The sequence below is a fragment of the Bacillus sp. FSL L8-0193 genome (genome assembly GCF_037976065.1).
GTDB classification, from domain to species: domain Bacteria; phylum Bacillota; class Bacilli; order Bacillales; family Bacillaceae; genus Bacillus; species Bacillus paralicheniformis.
Genome location: NZ_CP150261.1, coordinates 2,963,761 through 2,980,066 on the forward strand (window position 1 = coordinate 2,963,761; position 16,306 = coordinate 2,980,066).

Here is a 16,306-nt window from a genome sequence, read left to right on the forward strand (position 1 = left end):
CCCGCTTATTTTTTCAGATCGACATTCATGCTGATATCAAGGCTTTTCGCCGAATGGGTCAAGTAGCCCAATGAAATACAGTGCACCCCTGTTCCCCTGTATGCGGGGAGATTTTCAAATGAAATTCCGCCTGAAGCTTCCGTCATAATGCCTGCGGGTGTCATTTCCGCAAATGCTTTCACCTTGTCAGGAGGACAATTGTCAAACATAATGATATCGGCTTCAGCCTCAATCGCTTCTTGAAGCTCTTGTTCAGACTCGATCTCCACCTCGATTTTGACCATATGGCCGCACGCTGCCCGTGCTTTTTCAACCGCTTTTGAAATCGAGCCGCAGGCGGCAATGTGGTTGTCTTTAATCATGATGCCGCCGTCCAAACCAAAGCGGTGATTGCAGCCCCCGCCGGTTTTGACCGCGTATTTTTCAAGAATGCGCAGGCCCGGCGTCGTCTTTCTCGTATCGCAAATCGCGATATTCGGATCATTCAGCCTGATAACGGACTGCTTTGTTAAAGTGGCGATCCCCGACATTCTTTGAATGAGATTCAGCACGACCCGTTCGCCGGTCATGAGAGAAGCTGCACGGCCTTTGATCCGCGCGATCGTTTCTCCTTTATGGACCGCTTCGCCATCTGTTTTCAGCATTTGCACGGCGATCGTTTCATCGAGCAGCCGAAAGCCTTCGAAAATCACTAATTCTCCTGCAAACAATCCGTCATCCTTCGCTGTGATGACCGCTTCGCATTGAAGATTGGCATCGAAAACGGCTTCAGAAGTGAAATCCCCCCAGCCGATATCTTCCTTGAAAAATTCTTTAAGCATGTTCCTAAGTATGAGCCGCTGCATATTTCACAATCCCTTCGTTTTGTCTTATCTTGATCCCGCCTTTTGTGTGAACGATTTGCTTGCCATGCCAGTTTTTATCATCAGGCGCCGGGCGATCCGAACGGTAATGGCCGCCTCTGCTTTCTGTACGAAGCAATGCCGAGGCCGTCATCTGCTTGGCGGTCTGCCATAAATGAGCTAATTCAAGCTGTTCTTTTGTGATTTCTTTCACATTCATGATTTGAAAAGGCACTCGCTCAAGCCATTCTTTCGCCTTCGTCAATTCATCCTCCGTTCGCACGATCGCCACATGATCCGTCATGCGTTTTTGAATATCCTTCACATCTGTCAGGGGAACAGAATATGTCACATCCTCAGGCTGAGGAGATTGTCCTCTGACAGGCTCAGGTTTTTGATAAGCTTGTATCCGTTCCGCCGCTCTCCTTCCGAAGACGATGCATTCCAAGAGAGAATTGCTTGCCAGACGGTTGGCACCGTGAAAGCCGGTGCATGCAGCTTCCCCAATCACATAAAGGTGTGGAACCGCCGTTTCCCCCCATCTGTTCACAGAAACGCCCCCCATTAAAAAATGCATGCCCGGTGAAACCGGAAGCCGGCCTTCTTCAATGGAAATTCCGGCTTTTTCGCAAAGAGAGGAAATCGTAGGGAAGCGGCTTTTAAAGTCTGATATGCGGGTAATATCCAAAAATACGCTGCTTCCACAGGCAAGCTTTTCGTGAATCGCACGAGATACGATGTCCCGCGGCGCTAAATCCTGCATAGGGTGAATCCCTTCCATCACCCGCTGGCCGTTTTCATCAACCAAGACAGCTCCTTCTCCGCGCACAGCTTCTGAAACAAGCCCGTGTGCGCGCCCGTCTTTGACGAGCAATGTAGGGTGAAATTGAACGAATTCCAAATCTGCGAGCTCGGCTCCTGCCCGATATGCCAAAGAAATCGCATCGCTTGTCACAGAACGGTTATTCGTGTTGATTTGAAATAGACTTCCGCAGCCTCCTGCCGCCAGCACAACAAAATCGGCTTTCCTGAGAAAAGTCTTTCCCTGGCGGTCTTTCGTCCAGACGCCCGCACAGCGTCCGTCTTCCATCCATAAATCCGCCGCCGTTTCGTATTCTTTCAGTATGACGTGAGGACCGAGCCTTCCGATTAAGTGCCGGATCAGCGCCTGCCCCGTAGCGTCTCCCCCGGCATGCAAAATTCTGTTCATCGAATGTGCGCCTTCTTTGCCGAGGCTGAGCTTTCCGGATTCGTCAGTATCAAAAGGGAAATGCTGAAGAATCAGCTCATCAACAAGGCGCTGGCCGTCTTTAATGGCATCTTGAACCGCTTCGATTTGATTGTGGCCGCATCCGGCATATAATGTGTCGTCCGCATGAGCTGACCAGGAATCGCGAGGCAATACAGCCGAGGCAATTCCTCCCTGAGCGAGGGTTGAATTGCTGTCTTTTACAGATGCTTTTGTCATCACAATCACTTCATAAGACGGCGGAATGGATGCAGCAAAAGACAGCGCAGCGGCACCTGCTCCGACAACAATTATCGTCTGATGAGACATGTCGACCCCTCCTGTAAATTTACATGTGTCTTGACACCTATATTTACATATCGATAAAATAAACTCAAGTATTTTTTATAAAGAATGGGAGACGAGAGCCGTGATTTATCTTGATTATGCAGCAACGACACCGGCGGCAAAAGAAGCCTTGGACGCGTTTCAAAAACTGAGCACAGACGTGTACGGAAATTCGAGCAGTCTGCACGATGCGGGAGGGAAAGCCGAAAGTATTCTGCGCTACTGCCGCCAAAAGATGGCGGAACTTTTATCCGGGGAAGAAGAAGGCGTTTATTTTACGAGCGGCGGCACCGAAGCCAATTTTTTGGCGATTCACTCCATCTTAAATGGACTCCCCGCCGGAAAGCAGCGCTTTTTAATGACCGAAATGGAACATCAGTCGATCCACATTTTGAAGCGGCATCTTGAGATACTGGGCTTTGAAGTCGACTTGATGAAACCGAATGCTTCAGGCATCATCACAACAGAGATACTGGAACGGCACCTCCGTCCTGATACAGGTCTCGTCTCAATTCAGCATGCCAACTCAGAAACAGGCGTCATCCAGCCCCTGGCAAAGCTTTCGGCTTACTTGCATAAGCGGGACGTGCTCCTGCACAGCGACTGCGTACAGACCTTTGCCAAGATTCCGGTCGGCATTGATGAGCTCGGCGCTGATGCCTTATCTTTTTCAAGCCATAAAGTATACGGACCAAAAGGAGTTGGAGCGGTCTATATTCGGCCTGGTGTGAACTGGAAACCCGTCTACCCGGGCACTTTACATGAAAACGGATTGAAGAGCGGCACCGTCAATGTCCCTGGAATCGGCGCTTTCATTACCGCTGCCGAGTTGACAATAAAGCGTATGGATGCCGCGTATCTTAAACATCAGGAGCTGCGCGCCCGTTTTCTGGAAAAGGCAAAAGCCCGGAAGCTTCCCGTCTCCCTCGCTGTGCCCGATTCGGCAAATTCGCATGTTCTGCCGCATATTATAGGTTGTTTTTTTCATTCCTTTGAAGGACAATATACTATGCTGGAATGTAATCGGAGAGGAATTTGCATTTCTACCGGAAGCGCGTGTTCAGCGGGCTATCATGAGCCGTCAAATACGATGAAAGCCCTTTTAGTCCCAAGGGAACTCGCGCTTCAATTCGTCCGCATTTCGTTCGGATGCGATACGACAAGCGAACATGTTGATAAGCTGTTGGACGTTTTTGAAGATATGATGCATGAGAAAGGAGACCATCGGATTGACAGACGGATTAAAACTTACGGGAGCTGAGCGGCGCCAGCAGCTTCTGGCCTGGCTGAAGGAGTCTGAGGCTCCGCTGACAGGAAGCGAACTGGCGAAAAGAGCATCTGTTTCACGGCAGGTCATCGTACAGGACATTTCTTTATTAAAAGCCAAAAACGAACCGATCATCGCAACAAGCCAAGGATACGTGTATTTGCGGTCGGCCCTCGGCAAAAAACAGCCGGTTCAGCGGATCATCGCCTGTGACCACGAGCCGGAAAAAACGGAAGAAGAACTGAATCTGATCGTCGACTTTGGCGTAACGGTGAAAGATGTAACGATTGAACATCCGGTCTACGGTGACTTAACAGCTTCGATCAGGGTCAGCACAAGAAAAGAAGTCTCGGACTTCGTCAAAAAAATCTCGTCGACAAACGCCGCTTATCTGTCTCAACTGACAAACGGCACCCATCTGCACACATTGGAGGCAGATGACGAAGAGAAGATCGAACAAGCTTGCGACGCCCTGCAAAAAGCGGGCATCCTCATTCCCGAATAAAGAAAAGGTCCTTTGCCGTCATCAACGCAAAGGACCTTTTCTTTATAATGTATACGCATTGTAGGCTCCGAGCATTTTCACCTTGCAGCCCAAAGCTTCAAGCTCAGCTATCGCACCCGGAATCAGCACGTCGTCCAGTGCCATTTCAATATCAATAATGAAAAAATAATTGCCGAGACCGGTTTTTGTCGGCCGCGATTCAATTTTAGAAAGATTCAAATTTCTCCAGGCGAAAGCCGACAGCACTTGATGGAGAGCCCCTGATTTGTCCGAAGGAAGGGTTACCAGCAAAGTCGTTTTCGGCCTTCCCGTCAAGTGCGGATTGACCGGTGGAGATGCCTCGTGATCCGGATGGAGCATCACAAATCTCGTGTGATTGTATTCATAGTCATGCACATCTCTTTTGACGATGTCTAATCCATACGTAGCGGCTGCCATTTCATTGGCGATTACGCCAATGTTCTCGTCCGGATGTTCACTCACGTATTTTGCAGCTGCTCCGGTGGATGTCGCATATTCAAACGGAATGGAGCGGAACCGGCTGTGCAAAAATTTATGGCATTGCGCGATCGCATGGGAATGGGAATAAACCTTCTGAATGTCTTCCCAAGCCTCTTTTCTTGCAGGATGCACAAGTAAATGCTGACGGATGGGAGCGGTGATTTCTCCGACAATATAAAGAGGCTGTTCGTGGATTAAGTAGTCTATTGTCAGATTCACCGATCCTTCAATCGCATTTTCAAGCGGGACGACAGCCAGATCAATCTCGCCGTTCATCGCCGCATCCATACATGCGGGTATCGTGTTAAATGCTTGCTGGTCTGCATCTGAAAAGCAGGAGCAGACGGCAAGGTGCGTAAATGTTGCTTCTGGACCTAAATAACCTACTCTCATACTCATGATATATGACATTCTCTCCCTTTAAGCGCCCGAACCTAGTATTTCGACCTTTTCTACGAATTCCAGCTTTCTTAATTTGTTCATCAGCAAATCGATATTTCCATCCATGCCTCTCGTACTGACGGACAGCGTGACATTCGCTCTTCCTTGAAGAGGGATGGTCTGGTGGATCGACAGCACGTTGCAGCCCGATTCAGCCACCACTTGGAGCAGATGGGACAGCGTTCCCGAGCGATCCTCCAAATGAAAAAAAAGCGTGATAATCTGCTCCTTGACCATCGTATAAAAAGGAAAAACCGCATCTCTGTACTTGTAAAAAGCGCTTCGGCTCAAATCTACCTTTTGGACGGCTTCAGCTACAGATTCCGCTTTTTTCCGCTCAATCAGCTTTTTGACCTCAAGTGTTTTCCGCATTGCCTCCGGCAGCACGTCTTCCCTGACAAGATAAAAGGTCTCCTCTTTCACAGACTTTTCTCTCCTTTTAAAAACCCTGATTCCTTTACATTGATCCGGCGAAAGGAAAAGCATTCCTTTCAGCTAAAAGTCGGAGAGCTTGCCTGGCAAACTCTCCGGTATGATCAGTCGATAAATTCAAATTCAAATTCGAGAAGACGGATCGTATCTCCGTCTTTTGCACCGCGAGCACGAAGCGCGTCATCAACGCCCATTCCGCGAAGCTGTCTGGCAAAACGCTTAACAGACTCGTCTCTTGAAAAATCCGTCATTTTAAATAAGCGTTCAAGCTTGGCTCCGCTGAGCACAAAGGTGCCGTCAGGATCACGGCTGATCTCAAATGGCGCTTCCTCATCCTCAAGCTTATACATGACTCTGTTTTCAGTCATGTCTTCTTCGTCGTAGAGCGGGAATTCCGGTGTCGTTTCCAAACGGTCGGCAATCTCAAACAGCAGATCCCTCAACCCTTGTCTGGTCAACGCGCTGATTGGAAAAACAGGATAATCATCTGTAAGCTTTTCTTTGAATGCCTTCAGATTTTCTTCCGCATCCGGCATATCCATTTTATTGGCGACAATAATTTGAGGACGTTCTGTCAGCCTCAGATTGTACTGTTCAAGCTCTTTATTGATGGTCACATAATCTTCATACGGGTCGCGCCCTTCAAGACCCGACATGTCGATCACGTGCACGATGACGCGCGTTCTTTCGATATGTCTGAGGAATTGGTGTCCGAGGCCAACTCCTTCGTGCGCCCCCTCAATCAGTCCCGGAAGATCCGCCATGACAAAACTGCGGCCGTCTTCCGTTTCGACCATTCCGAGATTCGGGTTCAGTGTTGTAAAGTGGTAATCGGCAATTTTCGGCTTGGCCGAAGACACGACAGACAGAAGCGTTGACTTCCCAACGCTTGGGAAACCGACAAGGCCGACATCCGCCAAAACTTTCAGCTCGAGAACGATATAGCGCTCCTTGCCGGGCTCGCCGTTTTCAGAAAGCTGCGGCGCCGGGTTGGCAGGCGTAGCGAACCGGGTATTGCCCCGTCCGCCGCGTCCCCCTTTTGCGATGACGGCTTCCTGTCCGTGTTCGGTTAGATCAGCGATGACCTGCTTTGTATCATCGTCAATGACAACCGTGCCGGGCGGAACTTTCACAACCATGTCTTCTGCATTTCGGCCGTGCTGGTTTTTAGACATGCCGTGTTCTCCGCGCGTCGCCTTAAAATGTCTTTGATATCTAAAATCCATCAGCGTGCTGAGGCCTTCGTCAACTTTGAAAACGACGTCTCCGCCTTTTCCGCCGTCACCTCCGGCAGGGCCTCCTTTTGGCACATATTTTTCGCGGCGGAAAGCAACCATCCCGTTGCCTCCGTCTCCGCCTTTTACGTATATTTTTACCTGATCAACAAACATAATGTCCTCCGTTCTATTCCTAAAAACCGCTTTACTTGATATGAATTTCGGCGATGCACTCACAGTCTGTTACATCAAGCCGCTTGATTTCATAAAAATCAGCCAGTGAATGATGAAAGTCTTTGATACCGGTCAGTTTTGTGAATACGCCGTGGAAATCCAGAAAGATGACGAGCCGATCGTCCAGACCGTCCGTCTGCAGCGTGATCGTCAGATGATTGTCGCCGCCTTTCAAAACGGCATCCTCAAAAGTCCCAAACAGCTTTCTGACGAAAACGACGAGCTTCTCTTCATAAGCTGACAAATCTCTGACCTGACCGATCACCTCATATTCAAGCGTCAGCGAATGGGCCATCCAGTTAAATGTAAGCAGCTCATACGCCGCACGCGGGATTTTAAGGTTTGAAAGCTTTGATTCATGCTGAGCTTCGATGACCACTTCATCAATAATTTCAAATACGCGGTCATACTTTTTTAATGTTAAGTTTCCTTTAATCAATTGCAGTTTATTCATCCAGTCGTGCCTTGAATGGCTGAGCAGATGAATAAGCTCATGGGTCAAAGCCTTATCGTCCATCGTCTTTTCTTGTTTTTTCGAAGTTTCTTCCATTTTTGCACTCCCAATCGTTTGTTCTCTATTTTAGGAGTCTGATTCAGTTTGTACTTTGAATTATAACAGAGAAGGCAGTATAAATGAAACACGTTTATATACTTTAAAGAAGCAGAATCAGAGCGGAAACCCGGCCTTGTCCAGGGGGCGGGAAGGTGTTTTTAAGCAAGTCACGATGCTGTATGTAAAAAACTCCGGTCAGAACGACCGGAGTTTCGTTTAAAGGTTAGGCTACAGGATATACGCTCACTTTTTTGCGGTTACGGCCGAAACGTTCGAATTTAACAGTTCCGTCGACTTTTGCATATAGAGTGTCATCTCCGCCGCGCCCAACGTTTTCACCTGGATAGATTTTTGTTCCGCGCTGACGATAAAGGATGGAACCGCCAGATACGAATTGACCGTCTGCACGTTTAGCACCTAGGCGCTTCGCCTCAGAGTCACGTCCGTTCTTCGTTGAACCTACTCCTTTTTTAGATGCAAAAAACTGAAGATCTAATCTTAGCATGTAGCTCACCTCCTATATTCTGTTCGTCGTTACTTTTAAGTAACCTTTGTAGTCTCGTTCGATCGTTTCAAGGGAGACGATCATGCCTTCGAGAAGGAGCTGCGCCTTTTCAAAAGCCTCCCGATCCGTACCGTCCGGGAATCCGAAAGATAAAAATCCGCCGTCTTCCCCGAGGTCAATGACCGGCTCAATGCCCGTCAGCTTCATGACGGCATTAACAGCTCCAAAGGCGACCGCCGATGCCCCTGCACAAACGAGATCCTGACCATGTTCAGCAAAATTCGCATGTCCCGACATTTCAAAGCCTAAGATGTCTTTGTTCGATCGGGCTCTGGTAACCTTTGCATGAATCATATCATACACGCCTTAAGCGTTGATTTTTTCGATTACAACTTTAGTGTAAGGTTGACGATGACCTTGTTTTTTATGTTGGTTTTTCTTCGGCTTGTACTTAAATACGGTAATTTTTTTCGCGCGGCCTTGTTTTTCAACTTTGCCTGTTACCGTAGCGCCTTCAACCGTAGGGCTGCCAACTTTAACATTTTCACCGCCGACAAACAATACGTTGTCAAAAGTAACTGTTTCGCCGGCTTCAGCAGTAAGCTTTTCGACGTATACAGTTTGGCCTTCTTCAACTTTGATTTGTTTTCCGCCTGTTTGAATAATTGCGTACATCTCTGCACCTCCTAATAAACTAAGACTCGCCAGTCACAGGGGGCTAAGAAAGCACTTAACACCTGTGCTGAGCGGTTGTAGCACGGGTGCTACATCCATAACATTAAAAAATATACCAGAAAAGAGCTCGAGTGTCAATGTCTTTTAGAAGATGGATATCGTCAATAAACCAAAAGCAGATCTTCCATTGAGGAAGTCGTGCGCTTGTCTGTAAAATAAGCGTGGAGAACTTCGTTTTCATCAAGCTGGCTCAGTTTTTGTCCGTCCTTCTCAATAATGATCGGGTGTTTGCAGCCTCTTTTAAACAGAAGCATGACCTCATAAATCCGCTGTTCGGCGCACACCGTGATCGGGGCGAGGCGTCGCACTTCCCTCTCCTTTCCGTAATAGCGCTCAAGCAAAAAACGGATATGGGCGTAATGGCGATTGCGATATTCCTGGTAAAGAGATGCAGCCAAAAATACGAGGAGCACCCAAGCGCTCAGCTGTGACGGGGAAACCAACAGAATCGCCGCGATTAAAACAGTACAGCAAAAGCACGACACAGCCAGCATCATCCGCTGTGCTTTCTGATACGGAAGGTGTTTTGAAAACAGCAAAAACAGCAGCTTCCCGCCGTCAAGCGGCCAAACCGGAAATAGATTAATCAAGAGGATGGTCAGATTGTAAAAGGTAAACATTTCAAATATATGAGGGCTGACGAGCGAATTGACCGCCAAAAGCCATGCAGCAAATTGAAGCCAAATATGCTGAACAGGTCCCGCGGCGATGACGGCCAGCTCTTCCTTTAACGGTCTGTTGCCATGTTCATCGACTTCAAGCGTTCCTCCAAAAGGCAGCAGAAAAATGCCTTTAATTCTCCATGAAAAATAAACGGCAGCAGCAGCGTGGCCAAGCTCGTGAATCAAAATAACGATCATTAAACAAAACAGCGCTTTAATATGTCCTGTCATGATACCGATCGCCATGACAAGCCACAGCAGCGGGTGAATGTGAAGCTTGGTGAAGAGCTCCGTCCATTTATTCAAATGTGATCACCTGTATCGGATCAACAAATTCCTCTCCTTGTTTGATCGCAAAGTAATAGACGCCTTTTTGATTTTTATCCTGCTTAATCGTTCCGAGCTTCGTTCCTTTATCTATAAAATCGTATAAAGCGACATCCGCTTTTTTCAGCTGGCCGTAGTAGGTATAGCTGTTGTCCGCATGCTGCAAAACCACCGTCAGGCCCGTTTCCGGATTTTTGTCCACTTCAATGACATAGCCTTCCTTCATACTGCGGATCGTTTCGTCTTCTGTTTCTACCTTAATGCCCTGGCCTGAGAATTTCTCCTGAACCTTTCCCATGGCAGGAACAGCGAGATCTTGATTCACCTCGACCTGACCGGATGGTTTTTCACCTTTCGGTTGAAAGAATGCGAGGGGATCGCCAAACTTGGATTCATACCAATTCTGGAGAGCCGCAAATTGGAACTCTTCAGTAAACACCTGGCTGATGACCGGTTTGATTTGGTTTGCGGGTTCAAACTGGCCTTTGTAGGCAATAGCGGACACAAGGACAAGACATGCCGACAGAAGACATTTCACGATGAGCGCGTCCGCTTTGACAAGAGGGTGCTTCCCATTTATCAGCAGGGAGCTTCCCTCAGGCGGAGGGAAGTCTCCGGCCTTTTCATCTTCCGAAAAGGCTGTCCATGCAGGCGGCTTGACCGGCAGCTTTTTGCCGCCTGACGAAAAGGGCTGTTTATCCGGCGCTTTCCGCTTTCTTTTCCTGGCCATTCTTTTTCGAATCTCATCTGCTCTATGACTCATAACCCTCATCCTTTACATTCAGGTTCGTTTGTTCAATGATATGTCTTGTCCCAGGCGTTTATGACGGTATATTGACATAAAACCAAAAGGTTGCATATAATAGATAGGAAACCTTTTGGTTTCACTTTTTTCTAGGAGGTCTATTATGAGCAATCAACAAGTGCCTGATATACATAAACAGGCTGTTTTTCACGCATCGATAGAAAAAGTGTGGGAGGCCGTCGCCACCAGTGAAGGCATCGCCGCCTGGTTTATGCCAAATGATTTCCGTCCGGAGATCGGCTGTGAATTCACCTTGCAGTCTCCGTTCGGACCCTCCCCTTGCAAAGTGATCGAGCTTGAAGCGCCACATCGACTCGCTTTCAGCTGGGATACGTCGGGATGGATCGTCACATTTGAATTGAAAGAGCTGTCTGCAGAAAAAACCGAATTTACCCTGATTCATTCAGGATGGGGCGCGCCGGAAGAAACGGTTGCAAAAGCGGGAGAAAAACAAGCGGATGTCCGCAATCGGATGAATGGCGGCTGGGAAGCGATCGTCAATCAAAAGCTGCGTCAGGCAGTTGAAGGCTAGTGACATCATCGGCCGTAAAACATGATGTGTTCCAAGCCGTTTCCGATCCCTCACGGCGAAAGATGCTGAAGCTCCTCGCCGGGAGGGAATTGCCTGTAACAGATATCAGCACTCATTTCCCGATGAGCCGAACGGCTGTTTCAAAGCATCTGAGAATTTTGTCAGAAGCCGGACTTGTCAGCGGAAGAAAAGCGGGCAGAGAAAAACTGTACAGGCTTCATCCCGAACCTCTCGCGGAGCTGCAGCAGTGGCTCGCCTACTTCGACATGTATTGGGACAATAAGCTTTCCTTGTTAAAGCACAAAGTCGAAAACGATCAATGAAACTGCAAAAAAAGCAATCTCGTTTTGGAGATTGCTTTTTTGCAAGTTAAGCGCGTACGCCGAAAAATGATTTAATCTTTGCGAAAACGCCTTTATTTTCTTCTTCAAACGACTGTAAAGGCACAGATTCACCCAGCACGCGGCGGGCGATGTTCCGGTATGCGATTGAAGCTTTATTGTTCGGATCCATGACGACAGGCTCCCCGTTATTGGAAGCTTTAATCACTTCGTCATCATCCGCAACAATACCGATCAGTTCGATCGACAAGTGCTGAATGACTTCATCAACATCCAGCGTATCGCCGTTTTTCATTAAGTGGTTGCGGATCCGGTTGACGACAAGTCTCGGCGGCTCAATATTTTCTTCTTTTTCAAGCAGGCCGATGATCCGGTCGGCGTCACGAACAGCGGAGATTTCCGGTGTCGTCACGACAATCGCTTTGTCAGCGCCCGAGACCGCATTTTTATAACCTTGCTCAATCCCTGCAGGGCAGTCGATGACAATGTAGTCGAAGTCTTGTTTGAGCTGCTGGACAAGCTTGACCATCTGCTCGGGAAGAACAGCCGACTTATCGCTTGTCTGGGCGGCCGGGAGCAAATAAAGCAAATCATCGAAGCGTTTATCTTTCACAAGCGCCTGATGGATTTTGCATCGCTCCTCAACGACATCTACCAAATCATATATGATTCTATTTTCAAGGCCCATGACGACATCAAGATTGCGCAGGCCGATATCCGTGTCAACGAGACATACCCGTTTTCCCAAAATGGCCAAGGCGGTGCCAAGATTTGCGGATGTCGTCGTTTTGCCTACTCCGCCTTTCCCCGAGGTTATTACGATAGCTTCACCCAATTTTACATTCCTCCCTCAAGCCTTGTTAAACTAGGTCTTAAATGAGCTAATTGCTGAAGGCGGTCAATGACCATATTCTCATTTTCATCTAAATAAGCACATTCCATGTCGTTCCCTTCTTGGATGTGGTCTGGGGAGCGATTGAGCACATGATTGATACGCAATTGAGTCGGTCTCATATCCGAAGCCGCAATAACAGCTCGTTTATTTCCATTAAAACCGGCGTGGGCAATCCCTCTTAATGAGCCGAGGATGAAAATATTCCCTCCGGCCTTCACCATTCCTCCCGGATTCACATCCCCAATCAGAAGCAAATCACCCTCCGTTTCGAGGACTTGCCCTGAACGGACAATTTTAGCGACAGAAATAATTTCGCTTTCCGCTTTTAAACGGTTTGCTTCATCTTTGGTCATGACTTCACTTTCAATGGAGTGGATGAACAGATTTTGTTTCTCAGTGATCACATCGGTCAAGATCTGTTCTTGCTCCTCGGTCACATAACGGTGGCCGAGCTTAACGAGCACACTGATTTTCTGGCCTTTTCCATCCATATAATGTTCGAGTGACAGCATATCCTGAAGACCGTACAATAATTCTTCAAAAGAGCATGTGTCATCAAGATGAAGCGTCAATCCATTTTTCGTTCCTTTAATTGTTACGTATTGCTGCTTTTGGGTCTTCACGGTGTTCACCTCAACATCATACTCTTTTCGACATCGGCTCATAAAATCCTCTTTTACTCATTCCTCAGCTCTTTCTTAAGACTGGTAAAAAACCATTTGAACGGGTAAATGAGCAAAAGGCCGCCAACGGCGTTCAGCCCAAGCGTAGGCAGGAGCCTGCCGAGCACAAATTGATGGAACGGCATGATTTCCGGACGTATCAGCATCTGCACGCCATATTGGTAAAATTCAAGAACACAGACGGCGAGCAGCGAAATAAAAATGACCACCAGCGCGTTTGTCTGCAATACTTTGAATGCTTTTGACGATAAATAGCAAATACCGGCAAAACCGAACATATATACACCTAAAAGGTCGGTGTAATTAATATCATATAACAGTCCGAAAATAAATCCATATGTAATGGCAAAAGGCTGATTGACATAAGCCGTCATAAAAACTAAGACAAGCAGCAGAAAACGCGGGATGAGCTGCTGTTCTTCCGTCACAAAAGGCAGGTTGACAAAATCCGCATAGACGCTGTCAGATACTAAAACAAACATCATCACGACGGGAAGAAGGAAGCGTTTCACGAACCTTCCTCCTCATCGTCCATCTTGTTGACATCCACCGTATCAAGCGTTCTGTCGACGACGATCACGTTATCAAGGTTATACATATCGGCCGCCGGCTCTACATAAGCGATTTTCGTCAAGCCGTAGGAATCGGGTTCAACCTCTGTCACTTTTCCGATTGTCAGGCCTTTCGGAAAAACGCCGCCCGCACCGGAAGTTTCGACGAGGTCTCCTTTTTTCACTTCCCTGTCTTCATCAGGCTCAATGATTTCCATTGACAGCGCCTTTTTCTCGGAGTCGTAGCCGTTGATGATTCCGTTGACCGTTTTCTTGCCTTTATTTGCAGCGATAACCGTAGAAATTCTGTTGTTTCTGTCTGTTGCGCTTAAAAGCTGGACGGTGGAAGTGAAATTGTTCACTTTAGTGCTTTTGATTTTTCCGATCAAGTTGCCGTTTTCATCTGTGACCGCCATATCCTTTTCGACGCCGTGCTTAGAACCTTTGTTAATCGTGATCAGGTTCCACCACTCATACTTATCGGGATTTCTGGCGATAACAGTCGCCAGAATCGGCGTGTAGTCTTTAATTGATTTCAAATGGCCGAGCTCTTTTCTTAAAGACTTATTTTCATTTTCAAGCTCTTGCAGCTTTGCCTCGTATTGCGTCTGGCCGTCGAGCTTTTTCCGCAGGCGCTCATTTTCGCTGTACGTATTTTTTAAGTCTTCGATATTTTCAAAGAAGCCCGCAAAAAATTGAGCGGGCGTATGAAAAATCGTCTGGAATACACCAGTTGTATCGCCAATAAATTTTTCGGGCCAAGTTGCATTCCGGTCATTCTTTAACGAAAATCCAATCATTGCCACTAAAATGATGATACAAAGGAGTAAAAGCATCAACCGTTTATTCGTAAAAAACTGCGGCATGATTATACACCTCTTCTATTCCCTGTGTCCTTAATTTTTGCCTTTAAATAGATGAATTTGCTCGAGAGCTTTACCTGTTCCGATCGCTACACAGTCAAGAGGGTCTTCCGCAATTAAAACCGGCATTTTCGTTTCTTCGCTGATGACTTTGTCCAAGTGGCGCAGCAGCGCACCGCCTCCTGTCAGGACGATTCCGCGGTCCATAATATCAGCCGCGAGTTCAGGCGGAGTTTTTTCAAGCGTATTTTTTACGGCATCGACAATTGCAGTCACAGTGTCGCGAAGCGCCGCTGTAATTTCTTTTTCAGTGATTTCAATCGTTTTCGGCAGACCTGTTAAAAGATCGCGGCCGCGGATTTCCATGCTTTCTCCGTTTTCAGAAGCTTCGGCAGAACCGATTTCAAGTTTGATCGCTTCCGCAGTACGGTCACCGATCATCAAGTTATATGTTTTTCTAATATAAGTAATGATTGCTTCATCCATTTCATCACCGGCAACGCGAATAGACTGGGATGTGACGATGCCGCCGAGGGAAATAATCGCGACTTCGGTCGTTCCGCCGCCGATGTCGACCACCATGCTTCCAGTCGGTTCCCAAACAGGAAGATTGGCTCCGATCGCCGCTGCAAACGGTTCTTCAATCGGATATGCATCTCTCGCCCCGGCCTGGCGCGTAGCGTCGATTACCGCACGCTGCTCAACCGCCGTAATTCCCGACGGGACACAAACCATGACATAAGGCTTTCTCGCAAATAAGCCTTTGTTTTTAACAGCTTTGCTAATATAATGTTTCATCATTGTCGCTGTTGTTTCATAATCAGCGATTACGCCATCTTTCATCGGGCGGAGGGCGACGACATTGCCGGGCGTACGTCCGATCATGTTTTTCGCATCGTTTCCGACTGCAACGATCTGCTTTGTATCTGTTTGCAGCGCAACGACGGAAGGCTCCCTGACGACAATTCCTTTACCTTTCACAAAAACAAGCGTATTCGCCGTTCCTAAATCTATTCCAAGGTCTCTCGCACCAATTCCAAACATTTGTATGTATCTTCCTTTCTTAAAACAATATTCCTAAGCAAAAACCCATAAATTCTATTATAGCTTAATTTAATGAAAAAAAAAGTGTTACAAATATCCTTTTTCTTTTAAGCTCACAAATTTTTGATCACCGATGATGATATGATCGAGCAATTCGATTCCAAGCAGCTGTCCGGACTCGTGAAGGCGCTGTGTAACTTCTATGTCTTCGCGGCTTGGAGCCGGATCTCCGGACGGATGATTGTGGACGCAGATGAATGAGGCTGCGGAGCGCTTTAAAGCTTCCTTAAACACTTCTCTCGGATGGACGATTGAAGAGTTCAAGCTTCCTATAAAAATTGTTCGCTTGTGGATCACCTGGTTTTTCGTGTTTAGATACAGGCATACGAAGTGCTCCTGAGACAGAAAGCGCATATCCCCCATTAAAAAATTGGCCGCATCTTCGGGAAAACGGATCACATAACGGTCTTTGCAGGCAAGGCTGTGAATGCGCCGGCCAAGTTCGAGCGCCGCCAAAATCTGCACGGCTTTGGCGCGGCCGATCCCGGAAATGCTTGAAAGCTCCTCAGCGGATGCTTCTTTTAACAAACGGAGGCCGTCAAACGTTTGAAGCAGCCGGCTTGAAAGCTGAAGAACCGATTCTTTTTTCGTCCCGGTTCTGAGCAGTATCGCGAGCAGTTCATGGTTTGACAAACTTTCGGCGCCTGTGTTGAGAAGGCGCTCCCGCGGCCTTTCTTCATCAGGAAAATCCTTTAATTTCAACGGCAGATCGCTTATGATAAACCCTCCCTTTTG

General features: G+C 47.5%; 21 protein-coding genes and 1 other annotated feature. Of the genes, 4 read left to right on the plus strand and 17 right to left on the minus strand.

Annotated features, from left to right (window positions below; translation table 11 throughout):
• Positions 1–5 precede the first annotated feature (5 nt).
• Positions 6–845, minus strand: coding sequence for a carboxylating nicotinate-nucleotide diphosphorylase (gene nadC / locus MHH76_RS14840; RefSeq protein WP_339223428.1), 840 nt, complete (start codon positions 843–845; stop codon positions 6–8).
• Entirely contained in the window at positions 826–2,400 is a 1,575-nt protein-coding gene (gene nadB, locus MHH76_RS14845) for an L-aspartate oxidase (RefSeq protein ID WP_025811046.1), read from the minus strand. Before nadB ends, nadC begins: the two co-directional genes overlap by 20 nt.
• A 100-nt stretch (positions 2,401–2,500) precedes the next feature.
• Between nadB and MHH76_RS14850 the strand changes: the two genes are divergently transcribed.
• Complete coding sequence (locus tag MHH76_RS14850) at positions 2,501–3,679, plus strand: IscS subfamily cysteine desulfurase (RefSeq protein ID WP_043054420.1); 1,179 nt, start codon at positions 2,501–2,503, stop codon at positions 3,677–3,679.
• Entirely contained in the window at positions 3,648–4,190 is a 543-nt protein-coding gene (locus tag MHH76_RS14855) for a transcription repressor NadR (RefSeq protein ID WP_035338338.1), read from the plus strand. Before MHH76_RS14850 ends, MHH76_RS14855 begins: the two co-directional genes overlap by 32 nt.
• Before the next feature lie 42 nt (positions 4,191–4,232).
• Here MHH76_RS14855 and pheA read toward each other — a convergent pair whose 3' ends face one another.
• The 9 genes from pheA to MHH76_RS14900 form a co-directional block, all read right to left on the minus strand.
• Complete coding sequence (gene pheA / locus MHH76_RS14860; RefSeq protein ID WP_035339345.1) at positions 4,233–5,084, minus strand: prephenate dehydratase; 852 nt, start codon at positions 5,082–5,084, stop codon at positions 4,233–4,235.
• Positions 5,085–5,111: 27 nt separating this feature from the next.
• A complete protein-coding gene (locus MHH76_RS14865) occupies positions 5,112–5,555 on the minus strand; it encodes an ACT domain-containing protein (RefSeq protein ID WP_023855415.1) in 444 nt (147 codons plus the stop codon).
• A gap of 113 nt (positions 5,556–5,668) precedes the next feature.
• Complete coding sequence (obgE, locus tag MHH76_RS14870) at positions 5,669–6,955, minus strand: GTPase ObgE (protein WP_020452440.1); 1,287 nt, start codon at positions 6,953–6,955, stop codon at positions 5,669–5,671.
• A gap of 31 nt (positions 6,956–6,986) precedes the next feature.
• Positions 6,987–7,565: a sporulation initiation phosphotransferase B gene (locus tag MHH76_RS14875; RefSeq protein WP_035338336.1), complete on the minus strand. Its 579-nt coding sequence runs from the start codon at positions 7,563–7,565 to the stop codon at positions 6,987–6,989.
• A gap of 226 nt (positions 7,566–7,791) precedes the next feature.
• Positions 7,792–8,073, minus strand: a complete 282-nt coding sequence (gene rpmA, locus MHH76_RS14880) for a 50S ribosomal protein L27 (RefSeq protein ID WP_003184023.1) — start codon at positions 8,071–8,073, stop codon at positions 7,792–7,794.
• Positions 8,074–8,085: 12 nt separating this feature from the next.
• Positions 8,086–8,427 carry a ribosomal-processing cysteine protease Prp gene (locus MHH76_RS14885; RefSeq protein ID WP_035338334.1) on the minus strand — a complete coding sequence of 114 codons (342 nt, stop codon included), beginning with the start codon at positions 8,425–8,427 and terminating at the stop codon, positions 8,086–8,088.
• Positions 8,428–8,439: 12 nt separating this feature from the next.
• Entirely contained in the window at positions 8,440–8,748 is a 309-nt protein-coding gene (rplU, locus tag MHH76_RS14890; RefSeq protein ID WP_035338332.1) for a 50S ribosomal protein L21, read from the minus strand.
• A gap of 12 nt (positions 8,749–8,760) precedes the next feature.
• Positions 8,761–8,835: a sequence feature (ribosomal protein L21 leader region), on the minus strand.
• A 74-nt stretch (positions 8,836–8,909) separates the two neighbouring features.
• Complete coding sequence (locus MHH76_RS14895; protein ID WP_035338329.1) at positions 8,910–9,776, minus strand: M50 family metallopeptidase; 867 nt, start codon at positions 9,774–9,776, stop codon at positions 8,910–8,912.
• Positions 9,769–10,560, minus strand: a complete 792-nt coding sequence (locus MHH76_RS14900; protein WP_025811044.1) for a peptidoglycan DD-metalloendopeptidase family protein — start codon at positions 10,558–10,560, stop codon at positions 9,769–9,771. Before MHH76_RS14900 ends, MHH76_RS14895 begins: the two co-directional genes overlap by 8 nt.
• A 145-nt stretch (positions 10,561–10,705) precedes the next feature.
• On the opposite strand from MHH76_RS14900, the gene MHH76_RS14905 reads away from it, so the two are divergent.
• Positions 10,706–11,134 (plus strand): SRPBCC domain-containing protein, encoded by a 429-nt coding sequence (locus MHH76_RS14905; RefSeq protein ID WP_025811043.1) that lies wholly within the window; start codon positions 10,706–10,708, stop codon positions 11,132–11,134.
• Entirely contained in the window at positions 11,134–11,457 is a 324-nt protein-coding gene (locus MHH76_RS14910) for a metalloregulator ArsR/SmtB family transcription factor (protein ID WP_023855421.1), read from the plus strand. The genes MHH76_RS14905 and MHH76_RS14910 overlap by 1 nt, the downstream gene beginning before the upstream one ends.
• Before the next feature lie 46 nt (positions 11,458–11,503).
• On the opposite strand, the gene minD is transcribed toward MHH76_RS14910, so the two are convergent.
• The 6 genes from minD to radC all read right to left on the minus strand — a co-directional run bounded on the left by minD (position 11,504) and on the right by radC (position 16,273).
• Positions 11,504–12,310: a septum site-determining protein MinD gene (gene minD / locus MHH76_RS14915; protein ID WP_020452447.1), complete on the minus strand. Its 807-nt coding sequence runs from the start codon at positions 12,308–12,310 to the stop codon at positions 11,504–11,506.
• A gap of 2 nt (positions 12,311–12,312) precedes the next feature.
• The gene (gene minC / locus MHH76_RS14920) at positions 12,313–12,993 is read right to left on the minus strand and encodes a septum site-determining protein MinC (RefSeq protein WP_023855422.1); all 681 of its coding nucleotides are present in this window, start codon (positions 12,991–12,993) and stop codon (positions 12,313–12,315) included.
• 53 nt (positions 12,994–13,046) lie between these two features.
• A complete protein-coding gene (gene mreD, locus MHH76_RS14925) occupies positions 13,047–13,565 on the minus strand; it encodes a rod shape-determining protein MreD (RefSeq protein ID WP_020452449.1) in 519 nt (172 codons plus the stop codon).
• Positions 13,562–14,470: a rod shape-determining protein MreC gene (mreC, locus tag MHH76_RS14930; protein WP_020452450.1), complete on the minus strand. Its 909-nt coding sequence runs from the start codon at positions 14,468–14,470 to the stop codon at positions 13,562–13,564. The genes mreD and mreC overlap by 4 nt, the downstream gene beginning before the upstream one ends.
• A 30-nt stretch (positions 14,471–14,500) precedes the next feature.
• Entirely contained in the window at positions 14,501–15,511 is a 1,011-nt protein-coding gene (locus tag MHH76_RS14935; protein ID WP_003184042.1) for a rod shape-determining protein, read from the minus strand.
• An 87-nt stretch (positions 15,512–15,598) separates the two neighbouring features.
• Entirely contained in the window at positions 15,599–16,273 is a 675-nt protein-coding gene (radC, locus tag MHH76_RS14940; RefSeq protein WP_020452451.1) for a DNA repair protein RadC, read from the minus strand.
• Positions 16,274–16,306: the final 33 nt, after the last annotated feature.

Bases quoted from the DNA above. Each gene is read 5' to 3' on its own strand.
- nadC (WP_339223428.1), bottom strand. From the start codon at position 845: ATGCAGCGGCTCATACTTAGGAACATGCTTAAAGAATTTTTCAAGGAA.
- nadB (WP_025811046.1), bottom strand. From the start codon at position 2,400: ATGTCTCATCAGACGATAATTGTTGTCGGAGCAGGTGCCGCTGCGCTG.
- pheA (WP_035339345.1), bottom strand. From the start codon at position 5,084: ATGAGAGTAGGTTATTTAGGTCCAGAAGCAACATTTACGCACCTTGCC.
- obgE (WP_020452440.1), bottom strand. From the start codon at position 6,955: ATGTTTGTTGATCAGGTAAAAATATACGTAAAAGGCGGAGACGGAGGC.
- MHH76_RS14875 (WP_035338336.1), bottom strand. From the start codon at position 7,565: ATGGAAGAAACTTCGAAAAAACAAGAAAAGACGATGGACGATAAGGCT.
- rpmA (WP_003184023.1), bottom strand. From the start codon at position 8,073: ATGCTAAGATTAGATCTTCAGTTTTTTGCATCTAAAAAAGGAGTAGGT.
- MHH76_RS14885 (WP_035338334.1), bottom strand. From the start codon at position 8,427: ATGATTCATGCAAAGGTTACCAGAGCCCGATCGAACAAAGACATCTTA.
- rplU (WP_035338332.1), bottom strand. From the start codon at position 8,748: ATGTACGCAATTATTCAAACAGGCGGAAAACAAATCAAAGTTGAAGAA.
- MHH76_RS14900 (WP_025811044.1), bottom strand. From the start codon at position 10,560: ATGAGTCATAGAGCAGATGAGATTCGAAAAAGAATGGCCAGGAAAAGA.
- MHH76_RS14905 (WP_025811043.1), top strand. From the start codon at position 10,706: ATGAGCAATCAACAAGTGCCTGATATACATAAACAGGCTGTTTTTCAC.
- mreC (WP_020452450.1), bottom strand. From the start codon at position 14,470: ATGCCGCAGTTTTTTACGAATAAACGGTTGATGCTTTTACTCCTTTGT.
- MHH76_RS14935 (WP_003184042.1), bottom strand. From the start codon at position 15,511: ATGTTTGGAATTGGTGCGAGAGACCTTGGAATAGATTTAGGAACGGCG.